At 45.0% G+C, this 26,272-nt stretch carries 22 protein-coding genes; 15 read left to right on the top strand and 7 right to left on the bottom strand.

Annotation, left to right across the window (positions count from 1 at the left end):
- Positions 1-38 precede the first annotated feature (38 nt).
- The 3 genes from B9Y77_RS13535 to B9Y77_RS13525 all read right to left on the bottom strand — a co-directional run bounded on the left by B9Y77_RS13535 (position 39) and on the right by B9Y77_RS13525 (position 2,493).
- On the bottom strand, positions 39-248 hold the full coding sequence (locus tag B9Y77_RS13535) for an RpnC/YadD family protein (RefSeq protein WP_085492009.1): 210 nt from the start codon (positions 246-248) through the stop codon (positions 39-41).
- Between the two features lie 68 nt (positions 249-316).
- The gene (locus tag B9Y77_RS13530) at positions 317-1,408 is read right to left on the bottom strand and encodes a restriction endonuclease, SacI family (protein WP_085492008.1); all 1,092 of its coding nucleotides are present in this window, start codon (positions 1,406-1,408) and stop codon (positions 317-319) included.
- The gene (locus B9Y77_RS13525; RefSeq protein ID WP_217807252.1) at positions 1,408-2,493 is read right to left on the bottom strand and encodes a DNA cytosine methyltransferase; all 1,086 of its coding nucleotides are present in this window, start codon (positions 2,491-2,493) and stop codon (positions 1,408-1,410) included. The genes B9Y77_RS13530 and B9Y77_RS13525 overlap by 1 nt, the downstream gene beginning before the upstream one ends.
- A gap of 136 nt (positions 2,494-2,629) precedes the next feature.
- Between B9Y77_RS13525 and B9Y77_RS16075 the strand changes: the two genes are divergently transcribed.
- Complete coding sequence (locus tag B9Y77_RS16075) at positions 2,630-2,788, top strand: hypothetical protein (protein WP_176221771.1); 159 nt, start codon at positions 2,630-2,632, stop codon at positions 2,786-2,788.
- 149 nt (positions 2,789-2,937) lie between these two features.
- Positions 2,938-4,002 carry a branched-chain amino acid aminotransferase gene (locus B9Y77_RS13520; protein WP_254900049.1) on the top strand — a complete coding sequence of 355 codons (1,065 nt, stop codon included), beginning with the start codon at positions 2,938-2,940 and terminating at the stop codon, positions 4,000-4,002.
- 499 nt (positions 4,003-4,501) lie between these two features.
- Here the strand turns inward: B9Y77_RS13520 and B9Y77_RS13515 are convergent, their stop codons facing one another.
- From B9Y77_RS13515 to B9Y77_RS13500, 4 genes are all read right to left on the bottom strand, one after another.
- Entirely contained in the window at positions 4,502-5,689 is a 1,188-nt protein-coding gene (locus B9Y77_RS13515; protein ID WP_085492007.1) for an NAD(P)/FAD-dependent oxidoreductase, read from the bottom strand.
- Positions 5,679-5,873 (bottom strand): 4Fe-4S dicluster domain-containing protein, encoded by a 195-nt coding sequence (locus B9Y77_RS13510; RefSeq protein ID WP_014546771.1) that lies wholly within the window; start codon positions 5,871-5,873, stop codon positions 5,679-5,681. Before B9Y77_RS13510 ends, B9Y77_RS13515 begins: the two co-directional genes overlap by 11 nt.
- Before the next feature lie 144 nt (positions 5,874-6,017).
- Complete coding sequence (locus B9Y77_RS13505; RefSeq protein WP_085492006.1) at positions 6,018-8,780, bottom strand: valine--tRNA ligase; 2,763 nt, start codon at positions 8,778-8,780, stop codon at positions 6,018-6,020.
- 322 nt (positions 8,781-9,102) lie between these two features.
- A complete protein-coding gene (locus B9Y77_RS13500) occupies positions 9,103-9,633 on the bottom strand; it encodes a nitroreductase (RefSeq protein WP_085492005.1) in 531 nt (176 codons plus the stop codon).
- Positions 9,634-10,247: 614 nt separating this feature from the next.
- Between B9Y77_RS13500 and B9Y77_RS13495 the strand changes: the two genes are divergently transcribed.
- From B9Y77_RS13495 to B9Y77_RS13435, 13 genes are all read left to right on the top strand, one after another.
- Positions 10,248-11,837, top strand: coding sequence for a type I restriction-modification system subunit M (locus tag B9Y77_RS13495; RefSeq protein ID WP_085492004.1), 1,590 nt, complete (start codon positions 10,248-10,250; stop codon positions 11,835-11,837).
- 81 nt (positions 11,838-11,918) lie between these two features.
- On the top strand, positions 11,919-13,292 hold the full coding sequence (locus tag B9Y77_RS13490) for an RNA-binding domain-containing protein (protein ID WP_085492003.1): 1,374 nt from the start codon (positions 11,919-11,921) through the stop codon (positions 13,290-13,292).
- Positions 13,289-14,431: a restriction endonuclease subunit S gene (locus B9Y77_RS13485; protein ID WP_217807250.1), complete on the top strand. Its 1,143-nt coding sequence runs from the start codon at positions 13,289-13,291 to the stop codon at positions 14,429-14,431. Before B9Y77_RS13490 ends, B9Y77_RS13485 begins: the two co-directional genes overlap by 4 nt.
- A 33-nt stretch (positions 14,432-14,464) precedes the next feature.
- A complete protein-coding gene (locus B9Y77_RS13480) occupies positions 14,465-15,745 on the top strand; it encodes an SIR2 family protein (protein ID WP_217807245.1) in 1,281 nt (426 codons plus the stop codon).
- 5 nt (positions 15,746-15,750) lie between these two features.
- Entirely contained in the window at positions 15,751-17,871 is a 2,121-nt protein-coding gene (locus B9Y77_RS13475; protein WP_085492001.1) for an ATP-binding protein, read from the top strand.
- Between the two features lie 11 nt (positions 17,872-17,882).
- The gene (locus B9Y77_RS13470; RefSeq protein WP_085492000.1) at positions 17,883-18,497 is read left to right on the top strand and encodes a hypothetical protein; all 615 of its coding nucleotides are present in this window, start codon (positions 17,883-17,885) and stop codon (positions 18,495-18,497) included.
- Positions 18,491-19,630 (top strand): hypothetical protein, encoded by a 1,140-nt coding sequence (locus B9Y77_RS13465; protein ID WP_085491999.1) that lies wholly within the window; start codon positions 18,491-18,493, stop codon positions 19,628-19,630. The genes B9Y77_RS13470 and B9Y77_RS13465 overlap by 7 nt, the downstream gene beginning before the upstream one ends.
- Positions 19,631-19,659: 29 nt before the next feature.
- Entirely contained in the window at positions 19,660-20,199 is a 540-nt protein-coding gene (locus tag B9Y77_RS13460) for a hypothetical protein (protein WP_085491998.1), read from the top strand.
- A 73-nt stretch (positions 20,200-20,272) separates the two neighbouring features.
- The gene (locus B9Y77_RS13455; RefSeq protein WP_085491997.1) at positions 20,273-21,274 is read left to right on the top strand and encodes a virulence RhuM family protein; all 1,002 of its coding nucleotides are present in this window, start codon (positions 20,273-20,275) and stop codon (positions 21,272-21,274) included.
- Between the two features lie 172 nt (positions 21,275-21,446).
- Positions 21,447-21,653 (top strand): helix-turn-helix domain-containing protein, encoded by a 207-nt coding sequence (locus B9Y77_RS13450; RefSeq protein WP_085491996.1) that lies wholly within the window; start codon positions 21,447-21,449, stop codon positions 21,651-21,653.
- Positions 21,646-21,990, top strand: a complete 345-nt coding sequence (locus tag B9Y77_RS13445; protein ID WP_085491995.1) for a HipA N-terminal domain-containing protein — start codon at positions 21,646-21,648, stop codon at positions 21,988-21,990. Before B9Y77_RS13450 ends, B9Y77_RS13445 begins: the two co-directional genes overlap by 8 nt.
- 20 nt (positions 21,991-22,010) lie before the next feature.
- Positions 22,011-22,991: a HipA domain-containing protein gene (locus B9Y77_RS13440; protein WP_254900047.1), complete on the top strand. Its 981-nt coding sequence runs from the start codon at positions 22,011-22,013 to the stop codon at positions 22,989-22,991.
- 13 nt (positions 22,992-23,004) lie between these two features.
- On the top strand, positions 23,005-26,271 hold the full coding sequence (locus tag B9Y77_RS13435) for a type I restriction endonuclease subunit R (RefSeq protein ID WP_085491993.1): 3,267 nt from the start codon (positions 23,005-23,007) through the stop codon (positions 26,269-26,271).
- Position 26,272 lies beyond the last annotated feature (1 nt).

Raw genomic sequence — 26,272 nt, 5'->3', positions numbered from 1 at the left:
GGAATCTTGGGACGAAAAACGGATGTTTTTGACTCAGATTACAAGGCCTGGATTTCTTCGATGGTAAAACCGGTTCGCTTGGAAATGATTTCTACGGGAACTCCGTCTTCTAGAAGTCCCTTGGCCAAGGCCTTTTTTTCCACTAAAGCTTTAGCATTTGCTTCGGCGATTCCTTCAGCTTTGCCTTCAACTCGTCCTTCAGCTCTTCCTTCTTCCTTGCTTTCATGAAGGTCAAATTCGTAAGTCATATACTTGTTCCTTATGAGAGTGTCGGCTTTGTAAAAGAACACACTATGTAGATTGCTTTTGTCGTTTTTCAATTTGCATCTGACATTCGCTCATATACCCACATTTGAGCTTCTGGCGCTTTAATTGATTCCGCTGTTTTGACGATGATGTCAATTATGTGAGCTGCGTTTAAGTCAATATGTGCTGATAGAATTGTATCTAGGAGGTTATCTATGGATGTAATACCAACGTACATTCCTTTATCGGCGTATTTTTTACGGGCGTCGTCAAAGTATGTTGGAAACTGTGATGCGAATGTTGAATGTCGACCGGCAACAAACATTAAACTTTTGGCATGTGCCTTGTAAGCGGTTTCTGCGGCGTGGTCAACATCGGAGGATGAAAATGGTTTGTCTTTCAGTTCTGTTGCTATAAAAGGCAAATCATCTCGAAATACGTCAAGATCGCTAAATTGTCTTTTGGATGATCCTGATTGGTTTACGGGATGGGCTGAAATTCTGTATTCGTCATCCGAATATTGCAAATGGTAAAGAGCCGTCGTTACAATGACAAGAGCGGCTCCGCCAAATCCTTTATCCAACAATTCACTCATAAATTCACGAATGCGGAAAACACTCATGTTTCCAGAAAATTCTTGAAGTAAAGACTGCTGTATGTCGCGAGCTGCTTTTGCTTCAAGCAACATTGAAACGATGTAATCTATACATTTGCGAGCTTCATGGTTATCTTGAATTTTGGGTAAATTATCACATAGTAGTTCAAGAGCTTTTTTGCAATCGCCCCTTGCTTTGGTTGTTTTTGCTAATCGTGGATTACGTGCCGGATTATTTACAAGTGGATCGCTATTTGCCCCATTAAGCATGTTTCCCAATATGTTTTTTTGAAAAGGATAGACAACTTCTGAAGCTAGTGATCTGGCATTGTATGCACCATCAGAAGAATCATCCACTTGTAAAGACAAAATGTCAATTTCGGAATCAACAGCCTTAGCAAGCAAAGCTGTAAACATAATATAACGGTATGTCAAGCAGTTTTTACCGCTCATTATAAAATCAATAGTATCCTTGATTGGACAATTAACTGTGGGCGTGTTGGAACATGCTTTGTATGATTCGTGAAGTAATTTCGTTGCTACAGATTTGTCAATGTCAATTGCCATTAGTATTCTCCCCAATATGCGTCATACACGGATTTTGCTACTGCTTCTGCAAAACGGCATGGAACCGCATTTCCTATTTGTTTGTATTGCTTTGTCTTTCGTCCGCTGAATTTATAGCCTACAGGAAAAGTTTGTATTGCTGCACATTCCTTTATTGTTAATCTGCGAATTGTTGCGGGAATTTTGATTTTTGCGGGTTCCGTCTTTCCGTTGATTAAATCTGAATGGTATTGTTTGAACCAGTTTGGAATATTTGTGTTATGTAATGCGATTTCATCAACAATAGGAGTCTTGTTTCCGCCCATAGATGCTGGAAGTGTTGGAGCAATGTCATCCAAGTCAATTGGACGACCTGCTCCATTGACTAACATTCCTGCGTAAGGAGAACGGCGCATAACAGGATGTTTTGCAAGGGATACATTTGCGGTACATGTTTGAGGATTATCTTTTTCTCCAAATCTCCCTGCGGATAAGATAACTTCACGAGCGGTTTGAGGCTTAGCTTTGTAAAAAGTTAATTTTTTGTAGAATAAATCTACTGATCCGACATCTTTTCTGACACCGATAAAAATAACTCGATCTCGTTTTTCTGGAACACCGTATTCTGATGTATGATGTACTTTAAATGAAACCTCGTAACCGAGTGTTTGTCCTTTTTCGACAATTCCTTTACGAACATGTTCCCACTTGTCCAACAAGCCAAGAGCGGCTACATTTTCCATAATGAATACTTTGGGGTGAGTTTTTCCCACAGCCTCCATAAATAGCCATACCATTTTGGATCGTTCGTCATTAGGATCCATCTTCCCAGCGACTGAAAAACCTTGACAAGGGGGACCGCCAAAAAGAACATCAATATCTTTGAATTTGTCTAAATCGGTAATGTGGTCTTTAATATCCCCTTCCACCATTATATGAGATTTTGAAGGACGATTAAGCCGCCATGCTTCTGCTGCATCATGGTCAAATTCGTTTGCAAAAACGGAGTTGAACCCGGCTAATTCAAAGCCGACATCTAAGCCTCCCGCACCCGAAAATAAGCTAATAGCGGTCAATTCTTTGATAGTCTTTTGATTTTTTCTCATACCTTTTCAAATATAAAAAATAGAAATGTCAATGAGTGTCATTTTTAGTTTTTGCTCAGATTCTCGATAAAAAGGTCTCTTGCTTTTTATGTTGCAAGAGTCTATTTTCATATTGAATATAGTCTGTTGAGGTCTTATGCAAGATGCTTTGATGCTTTTAACGCTTTTGGCTCAGAGTGAAGCGGATATTGCAAAGGGGAAAGTGATTCGCCAGCAAGATTTGTTTGATGCTTTGGAGCGGGAGCTTGAAGCCGGGCGTTGCGGGCTGGCGCATGAAGCCCGCTCGAAGGGGTGATGTAAGACCCGGCGGGGCCGGGGCTGCAATCAGGGGGAGGCTTCCCCCTTTGTAATAGGGGGCATTTTTTTTGCAAAATTTTTGAACAAGGGATGCCAAAAGGGCGTTTATAATTGTATTTTTCAAGCGGTACCGAATGATACCTTTAAATATGCACATTTGCAAAAAAGGTTAATACTATGCAAGTTGATTTGAATACTGTCGATTGGAAGACGCTCCCCTTCGGTTATTACGATACCGATTACAATGTCCGCTGCTACTACCGCAATGGTGAATGGGGCAAGATTGAAGTATCTTCTTCCAAGGACATCAGCATCCATATGGCCGCTACTTGCTTGCATTACGGCCAGGAAGGTTTTGAAGGCCTCAAGGCTTACACGGGCAAGGATGGCAAGGTCCGTATTTTCCGCGTCGAAGAAAACGCTAAGCGTATGCAGAATACGGCCAACCGTATTTTGATGGCTGTTCCGCCGGTTGAACTTTTCCGCGAAATGGTCCACACTGTGGTGAAATTGAACAAGCGCTTTGTTCCGCCTTATGGTTATGGCGCAACGCTCTATATCCGTCCGCTCCTGATTGGTATGAGCCCGGAAGTGGGTGTGAAGCCGGCTGATGAATATTTGCTCATGATGTTTGTGACTCCGGTGGGTCCGTACTTCAAGGATGGGTTCAAGCCGGTGGACATGATGATCAGCCGCAACTACGACCGCGCTGCTCCGCAGGGTACGGGTACGGTGAAGGTCGGTGGCAACTATGCTGCTAGCCTCCAGTCTCTTGCTGAAGCCAAGAAGCTCGGTTACTCCAGCACGATTTACCTCGATGCAAAGGAAAAGAAGTATATCGACGAATGCGGTCCGGCAAACTTCTTCGGCATCAAGGGCAAGACTTACGTGACCCCGAAGTCCGAATCCATCTTGCCGTCTATTACGAACAAGAGCTTGCAGCAGTTGGCTGAATACCTCGGCTACACTGTGGAACGTCGCCAGGTTCCGTTTGAAGAACTTGCTGAATTCAGCGAAACGGCTGAATGCGGTACGGCTGCCGTGATTACCCCGATCAAGAAGATTGTGGATCCGGTCGCAGGCAAGGAATTCACTTACGGTGATGGCGTGAATCCGGGTCCGGTCTGCACGGAACTCTTCAACAAGTACACTGCAATCCAGTTCGGTGAAGCTGAAGATCCGTTCGGCTGGACTGAAGTTGTTGATCTTTAATTGATCGAGTCTTTTCGAGAATCCCGTGGCGAGTGCTGCGGGATTTTTTTAGGGGCGCTTTTGCAAAAATGTGCTACTAAAACTCGAAAATCCTTAATTTAGTAGCATGATTTTTAGATAAATTAAGTGTTTGGGGTGAAAATTCGGGGTTGTTTGGGTTTGGCGTGCTACAAAAAGTTGAAAAAAACGAATTTAGTAGCATGAAACTGCAGAACGCAGATTAAAACTTTACATATAAAGTAGAAAATATGCTACTAAAATTGTGAAAACTGCAATTTAGTAGCATAAAATCGCAAAAAAGCCGGATTAAACCGGCTTTTGGCTAGAAAAGGAGATGCCCTCCCCATACGCGGATCATGACTACTAAGCAGCATAGCTGCAAGTAGTCAAAGACGTCTGTGCGGGGCATGACAAGTGCGCTGATGCGTTACAAGTGCGCGGTCGCGCGGAATGTGTGAGTACGCGTAGCAAGTGCGCGGAGTGTGCGGAAACGCACGGGCTACTTGAACCTTAAGAACTTGTAAAGCATTTTTGCGGAGGAAACTGGCGTTTGCAAGAAGGCGCGCTTTTTGCAGCCGTGCTTTGCGAAGTTCTGGAGAACCTTGTAGAGCTTTGTCTGTTCTTCCTTGTTGACGTTCAAGAGAAAACGGCGGAATTTGTATTCAAAGTCGTGCATGCGACCAAAGTAATCGTAGCAGCGCTTTTCGTACGTCTTGAGGAATTCCTTGCTTAAGTTACCGCATTCGAAGCCCTCGTGGACGGTCTGGGCACAGAACCGTCCGGCGCGCATGGCGGCCGCGATGCCGCCACCTGTAAGCGGGTTCGTGTGATGGGCGGCGTCGCCAACGAGGGCAAAGCGGTCCAGCGTGTAATCTTTCAGAACGCTCGAAACAGGAATCACACCGCCGACAACGTGATTGATTTGTGCACCCGGGAAGAGCTTGTAGAGCCATTCCATCGTGATGTCCAAGACGTTTGAACCGTGATTGTTCGAAATCAGGAATCCTGCGCCGAAGTTCGTAACGTTGGATTTGACTTTCGGGAAACTCCAGATGTAGCCGTCGTTGATAAAGTCGTGACCTTGCCAGAACGTGAGGTAGTCCGGCTTGGTGAGGATCCCTTGCACCTGGATATCGACACCGGTGCAGGTGAATGCTGGCTTCTGGAGGCAATCAAGACCGACTTGGCGCCCGATGCGGCTTTCCACGCCGTCTGCGGCAATGACCATCTTGGCGCAGACTTCTTCGGTTGTTTCGTCGGCGCCTTCGCCGAGTTTCACGCGCACGAGGCGTGTTCCGCTTTCGACATCTCCGACAAATTCTGCACGGGCGCGAGTGACGACTTCTACGCCGTCGTTTGCGGCGAGGTGGGCGAGCCACGGGTCGAACTTTTCGCGGTTGAGCATGATGCCCGTGCCTTTCTGCGCGAGGTCGATGTTCACGCCGTTCGGGCCGTAAATATAAAGTCCGTTGATAATTGTTTCGATACAGTCTTCGTCGATCGGGCCGTACGTTTGCAAGTCCGAAAGCTTGGTGCTTGCTTCGCCACAGCGCACAGGGTAGCCAATCTTCTCGCGCTTTTCGAGAAGGAGAACCTTGTGGCCTGCACGTGAAAGATTTCTGGCGGCAACACTTCCGCCGGGACCTGCGCCAATGACGACGACATCGTATTCGTTATTACAGAACATCGTTCAACTCCTGGATTTTGAGGGCGCCTGCGGGGCATGCTCTTGTGCAGAGACCGCACTTGATGCACTTTTCCTGATCGATTTGCAAATCTAGACCGTACATGTCTAGCGCCATTTTGGGGCACACGCCGACGCAGCCGGCGCATTCCAGGCAAACACCTCTGTTGTGAACGAGAACTTTCATAAGCGTGAATATATAAAAAAAGATTGAGGTCGGTTGCTTATTATTAGTAGTTATTGGTTACTTGTTGCTTAAAAAGAAAACCCCGACTTATTGGTCGGGGCTTGAAATGAAAGAGCTTTTTTTGACGATTGCGCGAGCCCGCTGTTAGCGAAGTTCTTCGAGAGCCTTTGTGCTCTTCGCAATAATGTCCTGCTGTGTAGCGAGCTTGGTGCGTTCAGCGTTCACGACAGCTTCCGGAGCGCCATTGACGAACTTTTCATTCGACAACTTGCGTTCGATAGAAGCGGCGAATGATTTGGCCTTTTCGATTTCCTTTTCGAGGCGTGCGATTTCTGCAGCCGGGTCAAGGATACCTTCGAGCGGGATGTAGAGTTCGCCTCCCGGCACCACAGAGCTTGCGCTGAACTTCGGCTTTGCGGCCTTCACGGCTACAGAGAACGATTCAAGTCCACCGAGTTCGGTGATGATGGCCTGGCAGTCCTTCACGCTTGCTTCGGTTTCGGCGGTATCGACGCTCACGACAGCCTTGAGCTTGGTAGCCGGGCTTACGTTGTAGCGACCGCGCACGCCACGCACGCTTTCCACGACAGCGAATGCCTGGTTGAATGCGGCTTCGATCTTGGCGTCGATGAGGCTTGTGTCAGCCTTCGGCCATGCGCTGTTGATCACGCGTTCAGAACCCGGGAAGAGCGTTGCGTTCAGTTCTTCCGTGATGAACGGCATCACCGGATGCAACAGGTCAATCACGCCGCGGAGCACGTGGCTGAGGATAGCCATAGCGTTCTTCTTTTCGGCGGTGAGCGTTTCGCTGTTGATCACGGCCTTCTTGATTTCCAAGTAGCTAGAGCAGACATCGTCCCAGACAAAGCGGTAGAGGAAGCCGGCGAGTTCAGCAAAGTGGAACTCTTCGAGCATCTTCGTTGCGTCCTGGATGGTGGAGTTCAAGCGAGAGAGAATCCAGCGGTCTTCGAGTGCGAAGATCGAAGAATCCATCGGGAGCATGTCCTTGGAAAGTGCGCCAGCCTGTTCCAAGTGCGGGAACAAGAAGCGGCAAGCGTTCCAGAGCTTGTTCGAGAAATTACGACCAATTTCGAACTTTTCGCTCGTGTTGATGACAGAACCATCTTCCTGCTTTTCCTTCTTCACCGGGAGTCTGACGTCCTGGTTGTCGGTGCAGAGGCTTGCCATCACGAAACGGAGAGCGTCCGTACCGTACTTCTTTTCGATATCCATCGGGTCCACGCCATTGCCCTTGGACTTGCTCATGGTCATGCCATTGCCGTCCAAAATCTTCGGGTGGATGTACACCGTGTGGAACGGAACCGTACCCATGTTTTCCTGGCTGAAGAGCACCATGCGGGCGACCCAGAGCGTAATGATGTCGCGGCTCGTCACGAGCACGGAAGTCGGGTAGTACTTCTTGAGCGTGTCCGTCTGTTCCGGCCAGCCCATCGTGGAGTGCGGCCAGAGACCACTGGAGAACCACGTGTCGAGCACGTCTTCTTCCTGCACAATCTTGTGACCGGCAACTGCATCTTCCTTCAAGTTTTCTTCTTCGGAGCAGATGAGCCAGATGCCGTTCTGTGCCTTGTAATAGTAAATGTCGTTACGGCCTGCGAATGCCTTGTTCAAGTCCTCTTCGGTCGTCGTTTCGTCGGCGTGCCAAATAGGAATGCGGTGGCCCCACCAGAGCTGACGGCTGATGCACCAGTCGCGCTTTTCCTTGAGCCAGTCGAGGTACTTGTTTGCATAGCGTTCCGGAATAATCTTGATTTCGCCGCTCGTGACAGCCTTCATGGCGTTGTCGGCGAGAACGTCCATCTTCACGAACCACTGGTCGCTCAAGTACGGTTCAATCACAGTCTTGGAACGGTCGGAGTGACCCACCTGCATTTCGTGGTCTTCGACCTTGATGAGGAGGCCCAAGTCTTCGAGACCCTTCACCACGGCGTCGCGTGCGGCCTGGCCCTTCATGCCTTGGAACGGACCGGCGTTTTCGTTGAGGCTGCCGTCGTCGTTCATGATGTTGATCATCGGGAGCTTGTGGCGGAGGCCTGTCGCGTAGTCGTTCGGGTCATGAGCCGGAGTCACCTTCACGGAACCCGTACCGAAATCCATATCGACGAGGATAGCGTCTGCAATCACCGGAATTTCGCGGTTCACGAACGGAACCTTGAGCATCTTGCCGATGAACTGCTTGTAGCGTTCGTCGTTCGGGTGCACGGCGAGAGCCGTATCGCCCATGATCGTTTCCGGACGAGTCGTCGAAACCGGGATAAAGCCCGAACCATCGGCCAACGGATACTTGAACGTCCAGAAGTGACCCTTCACAGTTTCGTAATAAATTTCATCGTCTGCCACAGCCGTCTGGAGCTTGGTGTCCCAGTTCACGAGACGCTTGCCGCGGTAGATAAGACCCTTCTTGAAAAGGTTGAAGAATGCGTGGCGGACAGCCTTTGCGCAAACCGGGTCGAGCGTGAAGCGCTGACGGCTCCAGTCGCAGCTAACGCCAAGGCTCTTGAGCTGCTTCGTGATGCGGGCTTCGTATTCGTCCTTCCACTTCCAAATGCGTTCCACGAGGGCGTCGCGGCCAATGTCGTGGCGTGTCTTGTGTTCGTCCTGGAAAAGTCTCTTTTCGACGACAGCCTGCGTGGCAATGCCGGCGTGGTCCGTGCCCGGAATCCAGAGCGTGTCGCGACCTGTCTTACGGCGATAGCGGACGAGAATGTCCTGCAACGTGTCGTTCAGAGCGTGGCCGAGGTGCAGAGCACCCGTAACGTTCGGAGGCGGAATGACGACGGAGAACGGTTCACCCTTTCCGCTCGGGGCAAAATCATTATTTTTGTTCCATTGGTCGTGCCAACGGTCTTCTACAATTTTCGGATTATAACGAGTTTCCATTTCCATAATGCGCCAAATTTAGAAAAATACCCCCATTTCGTCATTGCGAGCGCAGCGAAGCAATCCAAAGAAAGGTCGCGGAAAACTCGGGCGAAAATAGCTTTGGATATGGTGGGGGAGGCATCCCCCTGATTGCAGCCTTGCCCTGTGTCATCTTGAGCCCTTCGGCAAGCTCAGGGTAAACTCCGTCGAAGGATCTAGGGCAAGTCTTCCATCACCCCTTCGAGCGGGCGCTCAATCGCCGCGCCCGCAACGCCCCGGCTAAAAAACTGCTGCAAAAATGCAACAGCTCTAAAAGTTAATTTGCTTGAATTACTCCGCCAGATAATTATTCCGCCCAGATGATGCGGCCTTCCTTGCGGGGGTGTGCTGCGGGCTGTTCGCAGTCGGCATAACCCAAAGCGCAGTGAGCGATACCAACCCATTCGTCAGCGTTCAGGCCCAGTGACTTGAGAATTTCCTTGCCCTCGTCGCTTTCGACTTCTTCCTTGGCGCGGTGAATCCAGATGCTGCCGAGCCCGAGGCTGTAAGCGGCGTTCATGAGATTTCCCATGGCGAGCGAACCATCGTACAGGTAGGTCGGAATTTCCTTTTTCGCAAGGACGAGAAGAATTACAGGTGCTCCGTAGAACGGATCGAAACCCTCGTCCCAACCGCCAATCTTGCGGTTCATCTCGGAGATGCGGTCGCGCAGTCCTTTGTTCGTGATGGCGACCACGGTGGCGGCCTGCTTGCCCATGCCGCTTGCGGCGTAGATGCCCGCTTCGGCGACTTGTGCGATGAGCTCCTTGCTCACGGCGTCAGATTTGAATTTGCGGATGCTCCTGCGGTTGAGCAAAGTCTTGATTGTTTCATTCATAAAGTCTCCGGGAAATGGGGTGATAAATTTAAATCTATAAAAAATGTAGGGAAGTATCTATTTCCCGAATAAGTCATGTAGCCCTTCTTAAAACTGTTGGTCCAGATAACTTCGTAAATCATTTGTCAAGATCCGCCCACATTTCGTTCATATCCGTATAGCGTTTCGTTCTGGGATCGGCTTCAAGACGCTTAGCTTCTTCGATTGCGTCAAGGAACTCGCCGGAACGTTTAGGATACTTCACTTCGAAAGGGAGGCCTTGCGAAATTGCGGATCTTTTCTTCTGATTTGCGATTATTTCAACAATCTGTTTCCTAAACCACTCGAATTCGAGGGGTTTAAAATCGGGATTGTATAGTTGCTCCCGTAGCTCCCGTTATGATGCGAACTTCCTTATCTTTAACAACGATTGTCTTTGATGTTATCTTTACCTCCATCTGCCTACATGCGAAAAAGACAGAAAATAAGTTACATTTTGTTTGTATGAACGTTTGTGCACTAGATATAATTTCAAAAACGACGGCTGTCAATAGGCCGGGGAGAATTTTTGGAATGGGGGAGGTCTCTCCCTCCCTTGTCACTCCATTGTCATTCCATTATTATATATTTCCGGCATGCCTAGAACAAAGTCAACCTCTGCGCAGTCTGCGCCCGCAAAAAAGAAATCCGTCCCCGAAAAGTCCGTAGAGGCCTCCCTCTGGGAGTCTGCGAACAAGTTGCGCGGCAGCGTGGAACCCGCCGAATACAAACACGTGGTGCTTTCGCTAATCTTCCTCAAGTTCGCAAGCGACAAGTTCGAGGAACAGCGCGAAAAGCTCATCGCCGCCGGCCGCCAGAAGTACGTGGAAATGCCCGAGTTCTACAACAAGGACAACGTCTTTTACCTGGAAGAAACTTCCCGCTGGAGCTTTATCATCGAGCACGCCCGCCAAAGCGACATTGCGCTCCTGATCGACACCGCGCTTGCGAACATCGAAAAGAAGAACAAGGCGTTGCGTGGGGCCCTCCCTGACAACTATTTCTCACGTTTGCAGCTCGACACCGCAAAACTCGCGGCGCTCATCAGCGACATCGACGGCATCGATACCATCAAGGACAAGGAACAGGATGTCGTTGGCCGCGTCTATGAATATTTCCTCGGCAAATTCGCTATCGCCGAAGGCAAGGGCAAGGGTGAATTCTATACGCCAAAGACAATCGTCGGGCTCATAGCCGAAATGATTGAACCCTACCGCGGCAAGATTTACGACCCCTGCTGCGGTTCGGGCGGTATGTTCGTGCAGAGCATGAAGTTTATCGAGGCACATCACGGCAACAAGCGCGAAGTTTCCGTATATGGCCAGGAATACACCGGCACAACGTACAAACTAGCGAAGATGAACCTCGCCATACGCGGCATCTCCGGCAATCTGGGCGACAAACCCGCCGACACCTTTGCCGAAGACCAGCACAAGGATTTGAAGGCCGACTTTATCATGGCGAACCCGCCGTTCAACCAAAAATCGTGGCGTGCCGAAAACGAACTCATCGACGACCCGCGCTGGAAAGGCTACACCGTGCCGCCCACGAGCAACGCGAACTACGGCTGGATTCTGAACATCCTCTCGAAACTCTCCGAAAACGGCGTGGCAGGCTTTTTGCTCAGCAACGGCGCGCTCAGCGGCGAAGGCGACGAACAGCAAATCCGCAAGGAACTTTTGCAGAACGACAAGGTCGAGGCAATCCTCATTCTGCCCCGCAACATGTTCTATTCCACCGACATCAGCGTGACGCTCTGGATTCTGAACAACAACAAGACCGCCCGCGAAGTCAAGGTCGGCGATGCCATGCGCAAGTACCGTAACCGCAAAGGCGAAGTGCTCTTTATGGATTTGCGCCAGATGGGCGAACCCTTCGAAAAGAAATACACCCAGTTCAGCGCCGAGGATATCGCAAAAATCAGCGGCACCTACCACAAGTGGCAAACGCAGAAAATCAAGGACGAACCCGAATACTGCGCCACCGCCACCCTCAAGGAAATCGAAGCGAAAAACTGGTCGCTCGTGCCGAGCAAGTACATCGAATTCAAGAACCGCGACGAGGCCGTGAACTTTGATGAAAAGATGCGCGAACTCCAAGCGGAAATGCGCACCCTCCTCAAGGCCGAAAAAGAAAGCGAAAAGGAACTCGCCAAAGTCTTCAAGAACCTGGGATTTGAATTGTAGCGTGATGGAAAGCAGGCACTATTGCATACAAAAGCGGACGAATGTATATTAAGGCAAAATGATTAACCTTTAAGGAACTGCATGCCCGAAAGTCAGAACATCGAGTACAAGGAATCGTGGCGAGATGAGTATATCAAGTGGATATGCGGTTTTGCGAATGCTCAAGGTGGAAAGATTTTTGTAGGCGTAGATGACAAGGGACATGTCGTCGGATTGCAGAATGCCAAGAAGCTCATGGAAGATATCCCGAATAAAGTCAGGGATGCATTGGGCTTGCTGGTAGATGTAAACCTGCTTTCTGTAGATTCCAAGGAATACATCGAAATCTCGATTTCTCCGAGTACATATCCCGTAAACTATAAAGGCGAATATCATTACCGGACCGGGAGCACAAAGCAGCTTTTGCAAGGTGCTTCGCTCACTCAGTTTTTGCTGAACAAGACCGGAACAAAATGGGACGCGGTCCCTGTCGATGGAGTCAGCTTTAGGGATTTGGACAAGGAAAGCTTCGACATCTTCCGCCGGGAGGCGAAAAAGTCGGGCCGGATGACTGCGCAAGATTTGTCGATGACGGACGAAGAACTGTTGGACAGCCTGAATCTGGTTGTAGATGGAAAATTGACCCGCGCCGCAGTCTTGCTTTTTCACCGCAAGCCGGAAAAATGGTTTGGCGGCGCATACGTGAAAATAGGTTTTTTTGGCGATGGGCCCGATTTGCAATACCAAGATGAAATTTACGGTTCGCTGTTCATTCAGGCTGATCGAGTCGTAGAACTCATTTACCTCAAGTATTTCAAGGCACGCATCAGTTACGACGGCCTGATTCGGGTGGAACGCTACCCCATTCCAAAGGATGCCATGCGCGAAGCCGTTTACAATGCCCTGATGCATTCGAATTACTCGTCCGGAGTCCCGATTCAAATTCGCATACACGAGAACGAAGTCCTTATAAGCAACGATTGCGTTTTCCCGGCCAATTGGACCGCCGAAACATTGATGCAAAGGCATCGTTCGGAACAATACAACCCCAAAATCGCAAACGCGTTTTTTAGGGCTGGCTACGTGGAAGCGTGGGGGCGCGGCATCGAAAACATGTGCAGGCTTTGCAAGGATTATGGAGTCAAGACGGAATATACTGTGCACCCCGGGGATGTGATGCTTGCGTTTTTCGCTAAGCAAGAGACTGCGGCCACCCAATCCGCCACCCAATCGACCACCCAATCCGCCACCCAATCGACTCAAAAATACTTGCCGATTGAAATTAAACTTATGCATTATCTGGTAGCCAATCCACGTGCAACTCAGGGTCAAATTGCAAAATACTTGGGAATGAACTTGAATACCACCAAGTATTATTTGAACAAATTAGGTAAACTTGAAGTCCCCGCGATTAAGCACGAAGGCACGACAAGAAAAGGCTCGTGGATGGTTTTGATAGACTTGGAGAATCTATGACAGGGCAGAATATGAAACGGCTTGGAGACTACATACGGCCCGTAGATGTGCGGAACAGGGACTTGAAAGTGACGCGGTTGGTTGGATTGACTATTGACAAAGCGTTTATCCCGTCTGTGGCAAATACGATTGGCACCGATTTATCGAATTACAAGGTGATTTCGGAAAACCAGTTTGCATGCAGTTTGATGCAGGTCAGTCGCGATGGAAAAATGCCTATTGCGATGTTCAAAGGCGAGCCGTGCATTATGTCTCCGGCATACCCGATGTTTGAAGTCTCAAAGACGAATGAACTGCTGCCGGAATATCTTATGATGTGGTTTTCTCGCTCTGAATTTGACCGCGAGGCAAGTTTTTATGCAGTCGGTGGAGTCCGCGGAAGTTTGGAATGGAATGATTTCTGCGATATGCAAATCCCCGTTCCCGCGATAGAAAAACAGCATGAAATCGTCGCCGAATACAACACCCTCGCCACCCGCATCGAAACCAACAAGAAACTCATCGCCACCCTCGAACAAACCGCCCAAACCCTCTACCGCCACACCTTCGTCGACAACATCGACCCCAACAATCTGCCAAATGGGTGGAGGATGGGAACAGTCGAAGAAATGTCTGAAAAAATAATTGCGGGGGTAATTCCCAAATATAATGAAAAGAGTTTTTTTGCAGTTTTAGGACAAAAGTGTATTCGGAATCATTCAGTAGACCTGGATTTAGTAAAGTATCACGATCCCAAGGAAAATTGTGAATACTTGAAATATGGTGATATACTAATTAATTCGACAGGTGATGGCACATTAGGTCGATCTGGACAGGTGTTATTTGTCCCGGATAAACTTGCTTTTGATTCCAATATGACTCTTGTAAGACCTTTGAAGGAACATTATATAGAGTATTTGGGGTATTTAATTTTTGGAAAACAAGACTATTTTGTTCGTATATCACAAGGTAGTACCAACCAGACACGATTATATTGTTCTATGGTTCGTCCTGTTGAATTAGTTATTCCTACAGAAGATGTTTTGGAATCGTTTTCTAAGAAAGTTCGTTGTATGAATTCACTGATTCATGCCAAGCGAATGGAAATTAAAACTCTGCTCAAAACACAAACCCTTCTCCTCTCCAAAATGGGAGCGTAGAAAAAAGATTTTTATTAAAATAGGAAGATAAAAATGAGTATTGATTGGGCTAAAAAGAATATTTGCTTTATTGCAAATGAAATTATAGATGATGAAAAATTAGACGAAAAGAAATTACGGAAAAAAATTGAACCTTGGTTAACTGCGGTTTTCCAAAGTGAACATTTATCTCTCTTGTTGGGTTCTGGCTTAACTACAGCTATATGCAATATTATCCCAAAAGAAGAACGAGAATCCGTTCAAGGAATGCAACGTTTACCTTTTGGGGCCGATTACAAATTTATTCAAAAATATGCAGATGATTCAGCAAAAAATTTAGATCGAGGTGAAGCGAATATCGAAGATGATATTCGTATATCAAATGAATATTTAAAGGGGCTTCTAATAAAAAATGATTCCGATGGAAGTGCGGAAAATTTAAAGAAATTTCTTGACGAACAATTAAATTCTTTTGCAAATGGAATATTGAAAAATGAAGAAATAGTAAATAGTTCATCCTCTAGAGAAAAAGCGCTTGGTATACTGCGTCAATTTCTGATTAGTTTCTCAAGCAGAACAGCAACTCGCGATCGTTTGCATATTTTTACTACAAATTACGACAGGTTCATAGAATGTGCGCTAGATGAAGCCGGAATTTATACAATTGATCGCTTTGTTGGGAAAATACGTCCAATAATGCGGATGCACAAACTGGAACTTGATTATCACTATAATCCTCCTGGAATAAGAGGTGAACCAAGATACATTGAGGGAGTCGTCAGATACACAAAAATTCATGGATCTATTGACTGGAAGTTGGAAGGAAAAGATATTGTAAGGGATGCAATCCCATTTGGAGTAAATCATTCTTTTCAAAATAGTCATGATTCATTAATGATTTATCCAAATTCTTCAAAGGGAATTGAAACAGTATTTTTCCCATATTCAGAATTATTCCGTGATTTTTCAACAGCGATTTGTAGGCCAAACTCTGTTTTGGTAACATATGGTTATGGTTTTGGCGATTCACACATAAATCGAATTATCAAGGATATGATGACCATACTTTCCACACACTTGGTTATTATTTCTTATGATAAAGCCGGTGGGAGAATTGAAAAATTCCTTGAGGATTGCAATCCATCACAATTGACACTTTTGATTGGAGAAAAGTTTGGAGACATATCCGCATTAGTCGCTAACTATCTCCCCAAAGCCGCAATAGACCGAATTACTGATAGAAAAAATGCTCTTCTTGAACGTCGATCTGTAACAGAAAATGAGAAGATTCCTGCAGAAAATACAACTGATGATAAAGAAAAAGCTGAGGGTTAACAAGCATGGAATTTGATGATTTAAGAAGTCGTACAATCGGTACTGTAGAATTCGTTTCGAGTCGCGAAATAAAAATTTTACTAGATACTTCTGCTCCTCAAAGTACAGCAATTAATACTGGTGCTCCACAAGCATTTCCAAAAATCAATGGCTATGTATTAATACCTGTTGAGGACGGAGCTCTTGTGGGGATAATTACTTGGATTGGAATTGAGTATTCTAATTACCCCAAAAGAAAGGGATATAAAGATTTTGATTTAGTGGATTTACCATTCCCTTTAAGGAAATTATCTATTTCACCTGTAGGCATATTAAAGGAACTTGAGTATGGTTATGAAATAGAGCGAGGTGTGCATTCGTATCCATGTGTTGGTGACAATGCGGCTATTCCGTCTAACGAACAATTAAAAGCAATTGTTCAGAATAAAGATGAAAATGCTAAAATTTTAATCGGAAAATCTCCGATGACTGCCGATGCTTCAATTTATGTAAATCCAGATAAATTATTTGGTCGTCATCTTGCTGTTCTTGGCAATACAGGAAGCGGAAAATCTTGTTCTGTAGCAGGTTTGATTCGATGGAGTATTGAATCTATAAAGAACAACATTGAAGATGGTAAAAATCCGAATTATAGATTTCTCATATTAGATCCTAATGGTGAGTATGGAGAATGTTTTGATGGCCTTTCTTGTACAATTCACAAATATAAAGTAGCCTTAGACAAGGGCGATACTAGCGGCGAGCAATTAAAGGTTCCTAGCTGGATGTGGAATTCTTTTGAATGGAGTGCCGTTACAAAGGCTAGTGATAGATCACAGCGGCCATTATTACGTAAGGCGTTAAAAGAAATTCGATATGGTGTTGCTGAAAAAAACGAAGATATAGAGTTGCTGCAGTTTATTCAGAGTTTTTATGTTCAGTTGTTGAATTTTAAAAATAATATTGCTGCTTTAGCTGAATTTCGTGGCCGCATGAATTTTGGTGAAGCTCTAGAATGTGCTAGTCAAAATATTCAAACTTTTATAAATAATCGTTCAACTAAGATATGTAACGCGGCATTAGGCATTCATTCCGCAGTGAATAATCTATTATTGCAGAAACCTCGACGTAATAACTATTTTCCTGCATTTAATGTTGTTGATGTAAACTCTTTAATTAGCGTGATTGAACAAAATAAGGCCATTCTTTTAGACTCATTTCAATTAGAAAAAGGACCTGATTCTGATACTCCAATTTACTTTGATAATATGATGTTTGCAAGTCATTTGCAAACGATGGTTCAGAATAACCCAAATGCATCATTTATGGATTTTTTTCTGATGAGAATGAAGTCTTTATTGTCGGATGTTCGGGTCAAGTCTATTATTGATGGTGAAAAAGAAGATTCTTTAGAACGATGGCTTGAAAAATATGTTGGTGCAGAAAACGACAATGGGTCTATTAATATAGTTGATTTATCATTAATTCCTTCAGATATATTGAATGTTGTTGTTGCCGTATTTGCTCGTTTAGTTTTTGAATCTCATCAAAGATATCGTCGGAAGAATCAAAAAGTTATTCCTACAACTTTAGTTGTTGAAGAAGCTCATAATTTCATAAAGAATTACATGGATTCATCTGAGGATTTGTCGTCTGGTCAGTTATGTACTCAAATATTTGAAAAAATAGCGAAAGAAGGTCGAAAATTTGGTTTAGGACTCTTGTTGTCTTCTCAAAGGCCTTCAGAGCTTTCACAAACAGTTCTATCTCAGTGTAATACATTCTTGTTGCATCGATTGGTCAACGATCGAGATCAGGAAATGGTAAAAAGATTGGTTCCGGATAGTTTAGGCGGCGTTCTTGGAGAGCTTCCGATATTGCCTACAAGAACTGCAATATTGTTGGGCTGGGCGGCTCCCATTCCCACTCTTGTTGAAATGAATGAATTAACAAAAAAAGAACGCCCAAAATCAAATGATCCTCACTTTTGGGATGTTTGGACTGGTAAAGAGAATTTGCCAATCAAGTGGACCGAAGTGTGCCAAGATTGGCAACGGAATTACAATGTGGGTGTAGAAACAGAGGATGAACAAACGAAAAATGATGAGACTTCATTAACTGAAGATGATGTAGATTTACCTTTTTAAAAGAGAATTATATGTCTATAGAAAATATTTATCCCAATATAATGCCTTATATTGATTCATATATCAATTTACTTGATATAATGGAATTTTGGAAAGATGCTCCAAACAACTGCCATGAAGAAGGAAAGCTTGTATTGCAAGTTAACCCTGATGGAATGATAGATTTGTTGGAACAACTGCAGTATAGAAATTTTTTAGAATATGTCATAGGTCATATTCAAATAGACGATACAACTAAACCCATTTTCTTATCCGAAAGTGATGAAGAAATTTATCCTCTTATGAAACATATGATAAATGTTGATAGATCTAAGACAAAGATTGTGTTAGTAAAATCAAAAAAGCAATATGAAATTGAAACAACGAATTTTATGAGTCAGGTTTTGTATACACCATTGAGTCAAATGCATGCTTATTTTGTTCAAACCTTGGAACAATTCCAAGAACATAAGGACGCTTTAGATCCGTACAAGGCAGATTTATTCTTAAATGCTAAGGGATTTTCTCAATTAATGAATTTTATTCAAGAATGGTGCTTTGAAAAGTTAGGATTAAAAAAAATACAAAAGAATGGTATTTGTGTAAGTGGAACGAGAGATGTTGAAAAAGTAGGTCAACCATGGTAAATATAAAAAGAAATGATTTGAAATTAAGTTATCCGAGTATTTATAATATTCGTCCAGATATTAATGAAATAAGTATATATCATTGTAAAGATTTTTTTGAAAAAGATGAAGAAGACTATGTGCTAGATGAATATTATGGAACTGTTTTTTCTGCATCTGCATATGAAAGAATGTGTCCATATGGTATTTCAAGTGAAATGCTTTATTACGATTGTATGGGAAAATATCATGATTATTATGAAGTTGTTGATTATCTTCGGGTTCCATATAGGAAAATACCTATTTATGAAGTTGCTGATAATAATCAAGCAAAACAGATTATACAACATGTGACTGACTATAATCGTGATTATAATATATTATTTAGAGGGCAAGGTACTTACTATACAATAAATCGTTCGCCAGAAGAACGTGATTTATTATATGGCGAAAGTAAGGCAAAAGAACCTTCTTTCCTTTCTAGCCATTGTAGGCCTAATATTAATTTAGACGAGAAATTTTTACAAAGTCTATGGAATTGGCAAGGTAGAATGTTGTTGAATGATATCGGGGTAGACTTGTACAATGAACTTCCTAATACTGAATATATGGATTATTTCCATTCCAAACAAGAAATTGAGGGAACTTTTAAATTGTCGCTTTTTTCTTTAGGAATGGCTCAGCATTATGGAATGCCTAGCGTTGGTTTAGATTTGACAGATGATTATAGAACGGCTCTATGTTTTGCATCAAATAAATTCACTTATGATTCGAATAACAATTTGAATGTAAAATTATTGGATGATTTTAGTAAATCAATGATTTATGTATTCAAATGTCCTAGAAATGTTGTTTTTCCATATTCATATACAAAACCTAAAAATTTTCCTAAATGCAGACCGGACTGTCAGCATGCGTGGTTTGGACATGTTGGTTGGGGTTTTGCAAAAAATCAAATGGGAATGCATCTTGCTTGTTGTATTAAAGTGACAAAGGAAATGTATGCTAGTATTGACCAAAATTATCTGAAGTCTCTGTTTCCATCTTCAAAAGATGATCCTGTGTTGGAACATTTTTTGAAAATAAAAAGGAAATCATTTTATGATCCTGCTGTTATAAATGTTGTAAATCGTATATATGATGTTATTTTCTAGAAAGACATTATCATTAAATAAATTAATATATGACTCCCCAAACCTTCTCTAAAATTTTCTGGAAGCAGTATCTTCTGCTTGAAAAAGACTTCCTCGAAACGGATGAGTTCGTGACGATTGACAAGAGTAACTTCAAGACGTTCTCCAGTCGTTACACTTATCTGTTCTTGAACATCTGCAGTGAAATTGATTCTATTGCAGAAGAATATTGCAAGGTTGTGAAGGCTCCTTCGAAGGTCAAGAACATCTTGCAAAAGATGACTGTCATTGTGAATGTTGACCCGAAGATTAAAGATCAAAGGGTTTCTACGAAATATCCTTACGAGATTATCAATTTTGTCCCGTTTGCCGGTTTTGACAGTGAGTCGGCTGCCGGCTGGTGGCAGGATTATAACCTTGTCAAGCATTTCCGTGCCGATGTTCCGGAAAAGGGAATCCCGAACTATCAGCTTGCGCACTTGAAAAATGTGATGAACGCCCTCGCCGCCCTCTACATCCTCTGTCGGAATCTCTACAAACTCCTTGGCGAATCCGACCTGCAACTAGAACCGTCAAGGCTGTTTGAATAGCAGAAAAAAGTCTTGACAAATCTGCTCTAGGAATATATATTTAGTGCACAAGTGAGTAGGAAATGGCGGAGATATGTCGAACGAACTAGCCAAGCAGATATCGTATATTCTTTACAGTAGTCCTGAAGAAGATGTCAAGGTCATGGCCTTAGTCAAAGACGAGACCATCTGGTTGACGCAGAAGGCTATGGCCGAGTTGTTTGACTGTTCGACGGACAACATCAGTTTGCACTTGAAAAATGTTTTTGCCTCCGGAGAATTGGAAAAGAAATCAGTTACCGAGGAAATCTCGGCAACTGCCAGCGACGGCAAAAACTATAGAATGAATTTTTACAATCTCGATGCAATTATTTCCGTCGGTTATCGTGTAAATTCTGCGAAGGCCACAAAGTTCCGCATTTGGGCTACGGGAATCCTGAAGGAATACATCAAGAAGGGTTTTGTGCTCGACGACGAGCGCTTAAAGCAGGGTAACGCGGTTTTCGGTAAGGACTACTTCAAGGAACTTTTGGAAAGGGTCCGATCTATCCGTGCGAGCGAACGCCGCATTTGGCAGCAGATAACGGATATTTTTGCCGAGTGTTCCATAGACTACGACAAGGATTCTGAAATAACGAAAAAGTTTTTCGCCACGGTTCAGAACAAGTTCCACTATGCAATAACAGGGCAGACTGCTGCAGAAATCGTGTACGAGAGGGCCGACCACAAAAAAGACCACATGGGGCTAACGACTTGGAAAAATTCTCCGAGTGGTCGTGTGCTGAAAAGCGATGTGAACATTGCCAAGAATTATTTGTCAGAAAAGCAGATCCGTCAGCTGGAACGCGCCGTGAGCGGTTATTTTGACTACATCGAAGACTTGATAGAGCGGGAGATTGCTTTTAACATGGAACAGTTTGCCGCAAGCGTGAACGAGTTCTTGGAATTCAGGCGCTACGATATTCTCGATGGCAATGGAAAAGTCAGCCGGGACCAGGCGGACGAGAAAGCTTTCGGAGAATACGAGATTTTCAACCGCACGCAAAAGATTGACTCTGATTTCGACAAGGTAATCCGGAAAATAAAGAAGAATTAGGGGCTTTTTCCCTAAAATCGCCATTAATTAGCAATATATTTCTATTTTAGGCGATTTTATCATAAATTTTTGCAAAAAAAGGAAATATATTACGAAATTCTATTGACAATGGCGCCGCTTTTATGTAATTTTAGATAAAAAAGGAAATATATTACTGTTTTTAGCCTTTTTTATGAAAGAAATTGGAAAACAGATTGCGGAAAGACGGAAAAAAAATGGTCTGACACAACAGGATTTGTCAGAGATTTCTGGCGTTTCTGCTAAAACAATTAATTCCATTGAATTGGGAATGGCGAATCCATCTGTAAATGTATTGAGTAAAGTGGTAAATCCTTTAGGTTTTGTAATTTCTTTAAGCGAAAGGATAAAGCATGAATAATTATTTTTTTAAACCAGTCCGTAAGGCCGTGGTATATTACAATGATATTCTTGCTGGGCGTCTTCTTTTAAATAGAGGGCGGTATACATTTATTTATGATTTGAAGTATATGTCTTCGGGTAATCCGTCCATTGCTTTGGATATGCCCAAAAGAAAGCGTTATTTTTGTTCGCCATATCTTTTCCCGTTTTTTCAAGGATTGTTGCCGGAGGGGGAAAATAAATCTTTCCTTTGTGAGCGTCTTGGAATTTCGCGCTCCGATAAATTTACCATGCTTGTAAAGCTTGCCAATCACGAGACAATAGGAGCCATTACCGTACGTGAAGGGGATGTCTGATGGCCTTTTGTCACTGCTGTTTGAAAGAAACGGAACAGGATTTTTGTCGTCCCTGCTCCAAATTGTTATTTGGCGTTACAAATTTTTCTGCTAAGTTAAATTATAACGCCCCCCAATTGGCATTTCCTGAAAATGGAAAGGTAAAAAGAATTTCTATTTCTGGCGCGCAAATTAAGTTCTCGGCAAAAATTGAAGAAAAACAATTGACTAGTACGGATATCGGCGGAACGCATATTCTTAAGCCTGTTTTGCAATCAATTTATGAGAACAACCAAGATTCTCCGGCCAACGAGCATGTGACCATGTTGATGGCCCGGAACATTTTTAAAATTCCGACAGCCTTATCGGCACTGCTGTATTTCGATAATGGGGAGCCCGTTTATATAACTAAGCGCTTTGATGTCATTGAAAGTGGAGATCGTATTGGCCAGCGCTTGAACCAGAGCGATTTTGCGCAGGTGGAGGGCCTCATTCCCGAGCGGGATGGCGAAGATTACAAATATAAGGGATCCTACGAGAGGATTGCAGAGCTGATTTCTGAAAATGTGAGCGCGTCAAAGATTGCCGTGGAAAAATTTTTCAAACAGATTGTATTCGACTATCTTGTGTGTAACGGGGATGCGCATATGAAGAATTTTTCTCTTCAGAACAGCGTCGACAATCAAGAAGTATATGATTTGACGCCCGCATACGACTTGCTGAATACCTCGCTTCACATGCAAGGGCAGGAAGGTGCGCGTATGGCGCTTGACTTGTTCAAAGATGAGATCGATTTTGCGACTCCTTTTTTTCAAGAGAATAGTTTTTATGGAACACCCGATTTTATGGAATTTGCCAAAAGAATCGGAGTTGTCGAAAAAAGGGCCGCTCGTTTCATAAAATTGACTATTGATAGTGTGCCTGCTATGGAAGAAATGCTAGAAAAGTCTTTTTTGAGCGAAAAAGGCAAGGCTGAATACAAGAAATCTATCCGAGATCGCGCCAAAGCTCTTAGTTTGTGATTATTTTTACTGCATGGCGTTCAAGGAAGCCGACTTAGAAAAAGTGTTTATTGACCTCCTGGTTCAGGAGGGTTGCCAGTATGTGCCCGGCGAGGCGATTGCCCGCGGCGAGGACGAGGTCTTGATTGAGCAGGACCTGCGTGATTACTTGCACCGTCGTTACGATTCCGAGGGCATTACCGAGAACGAAGTCCGCTCGATTGTCTTGCAGTTGCGTTCGCTTTCGGCGAGTGCGCTTTACGAAAGCAACAAGAAGTTCTGCTCCTGGCTTTCGGACGGCTTTATGCTCAAGCGCGAGAATCCGAAGGATAAGGATATCCTCATCGAACTTGCAGATTTTAGACCGCTGGGTGAACAGAGAAAATCGGGTTTCGGTGTCGATTCCGATGAAGAACCTTTGCCATTGGCTGCCGATGTGGCGGCGAAATACTGTGCTGATTGCAATATCGTCAAGATTGTAAACCAATTTGAAATTGTCGGTTCCGAAAAGCGTATTCCTGACGCAATCCTTTTTGTGAATGGCCTGCCGCTAGTGGTGTTCGAGTTCAAGAGTGCCGTGCGCGAAGAGGCGACGGTTTTCAACGCCTACGAACAGTTGACGGTGCGTTACCGCCGCGACATTCCGCAGTTGTTTGTCTATAATGCCTTCTGCGTGATTAGCGATGGCGTGAACAACCGGGCGGGCAGTTTCTTTGCCAAGTACGATTATTTTTATGCGTGGCGACGCGTGGAATTTGGCGACAGGCGAATCGAGGCTGAGGGCATCGAGAGCCTGTATTCCATGATTCAGGGGATGTTCAATCGCAAACGCCTGTTGGACATTTTCAAGAACTTCCAGTATTTCCCGGACAGCAGCAAAAAAGAGCAGAAGGTCCTGTGCCGTTATCCGCAATATTATGCGGCGCGGTCTTTGTACGAAAACATTTGCAAGGCCCGCAAGCCTTATGGCGATGGCAGGGGCGGCACGTATTTTGGTGCGACGGGTTGTGGCAAGAGTTTTACGATGCTCTTCTTGACGCGACTGCTCATGAAGTCGCTGGAATTCAAGACGCCGACGATTGTGCTGATTACCGACCGCACCGATTTGGATGATCAACTTTCGGGACTGTTTACGGCATCCAAGAAGTATATTGGCGACGAGCGTGTCGAAAGCGTGGAGAGTCGTGCCGACCTGCGCGAAAAGTTGCAAGGGCGCAAGAGTGGCGGTGTGTTCCTTACGACCATCCAGAAGTTCAGCGAAGATATCGAGCTGTTGACCGATCGCGATAATGTTGTCTGCATTTCGGACGAAGCGCACCGCACGCAGACGAACTTGGACCAGAAAATTACCGTGACCGATAAGGGCGTCAAGACGAGTTTCGGTTTTGCGCGCTACCTGCACAATTCCCTGCCCAATGCGACATACGTGGGCTTTACGGGAACGCCGATTGACGCGACCCTCGATGTGTTTGGCCCCGAGGTCGATATTTACACCATGACCGAATCGGTGAAGGACTGCATTACGGTGCCCATCGTTTACGAGGGTCGTGCTGCCAAGGTGGTGCTGAACAATTCCGTTCTCGAAGAGATTGAGAAGTATTACGAAGAAGCCGCGGAAGCAGGTGCCAACGAATACCAGATTGACCAAAGCAAGCAAGATGTAGCGCAGATGGGCGTGATTCTCGGCGACCCTGACCGTTTGAAGGCTGTGGCGAAGGATTTCGTGGCGCATTACGAGGCTCGCGTTCAAGAAAAATCGACGGTTCGCGGCAAGGCGATGTTCGTTTGTTACAGCCGCCAGATTGCGTATGCATTGTACAAGAACATTTTGGAACTGCGCCCGGAATGGGGTGTGGCGAAAATTTGCGACGATGCAGAATTTGCAGGCGAGGCAACCGAACTTACCGACAAGGAAAAGCGGGAACTGAAGCCGGTCGAAAAAATCAAGATGGTCATGACCCGCAGCAAGGACGACGAGAAGGAGCTTTACGACTTGCTCGGCGACAAGGATGCCCGCAAGGAACTGGACCGCCTTTTCAAACAGGAACGCTCCAACTTCAAGATTGCGATTGTTGTGGATATGTGGCTCACGGGTTTTGACGTCCCGTGTCTCGATGCCATTTACATTGACAAGCCAATTCAGCAACATTCCCTGATTCAGACGATTTCTCGCGTGAACAGAACGTTTGCGGGCAAGGACAAGGGAATTGTCGTTGATTACATCGGCATCAAGCGTAAGATGAATTTGGCGTTAAAGCAGTATGGTGCCGGTTCCGAACAGAACGTGGAAGACATTACCGCCGCGATTACGGAGTTCCGCAATCATTTGGATTTGCTTGACAAGTTGATGTACAAGTTTGATGCGTCGGCGTATTTCAAGAGTACGGGCAACGGCGCGGAATTGAAAAAGCTGGAATGCCTCAAGCAGGCACAGGAATTCGTGCAGGTCACGAAGGAAAAAGAGTCCCGCTTTATGGGCCTCGCGAAACGCTTGAAAGCCGCATACGATATTTGCGTCGGTAACGAAGGAATCACGCAGGCCGAGCGCGACCGTGCGCATTTCTACTTTGCAATTCGTTCCATATTGCATAAACTCACCAAGGGCAATGCTCCCGATACCGCGCAGATGAACGCCCGCGTTCGCGAGATGATTGCTTCTGCACTTCAGAGCGAAGGCGTGGAAGATGTTTTGCAGTTGAGTGATGCAGAAGCCAATCAGGCAAAGCAGAATATCTTTGACGATGAATACTTGCAGCACATCAATCGTATCAAGTTGCCGAACACTAAAATCAAACTGCTGCAGTTGCTCTTGCAAAGAGCCATCGGACAGATTCGCAAGGTAAACAAGGTCAAGGGCGTCAACTTCACGCAGAAAATGCAACAACTCGTGGAGCAGTACAACGATCGCACAGAACAAGACATCCTGAAAAGCGAAGTCTATGAAGAAATGGCCGAAACCTTGACCGACATGATTGTTCAAGTCCGCAAGGCATTTACCGAAGGCGAAGAAAAAGGCCTCAGCTTCGAAGAAACCGCGTTCTATGATATTCTAAAATCACTCTGCGTCAAGTACCACTTTACCTATCCCGAAGACAAACTGGTTGCCCTTTCAAAACGAGTCAAGATTCTTGTTGACGAACAAGCCGCATACCCCGATTGGGATACTCGCGATGACATTAAGGCTACTCTGAAAGTGGATTTGATAATTCTTCTTGATGAATTCGGCTACCCGCCCGTAGAACGCGACGAAGTCTATGGGGAGATATTTGAACAGGCCGAGAATTTCAAGAAGAATTTGTAAG

The organism is Fibrobacter sp. UWB13, from assembly GCF_900177805.1.
GTDB lineage: Bacteria > Fibrobacterota > Fibrobacteria > Fibrobacterales > Fibrobacteraceae > Fibrobacter.
This window is presented reverse-complemented; position numbering and strand designations above follow the sequence as displayed.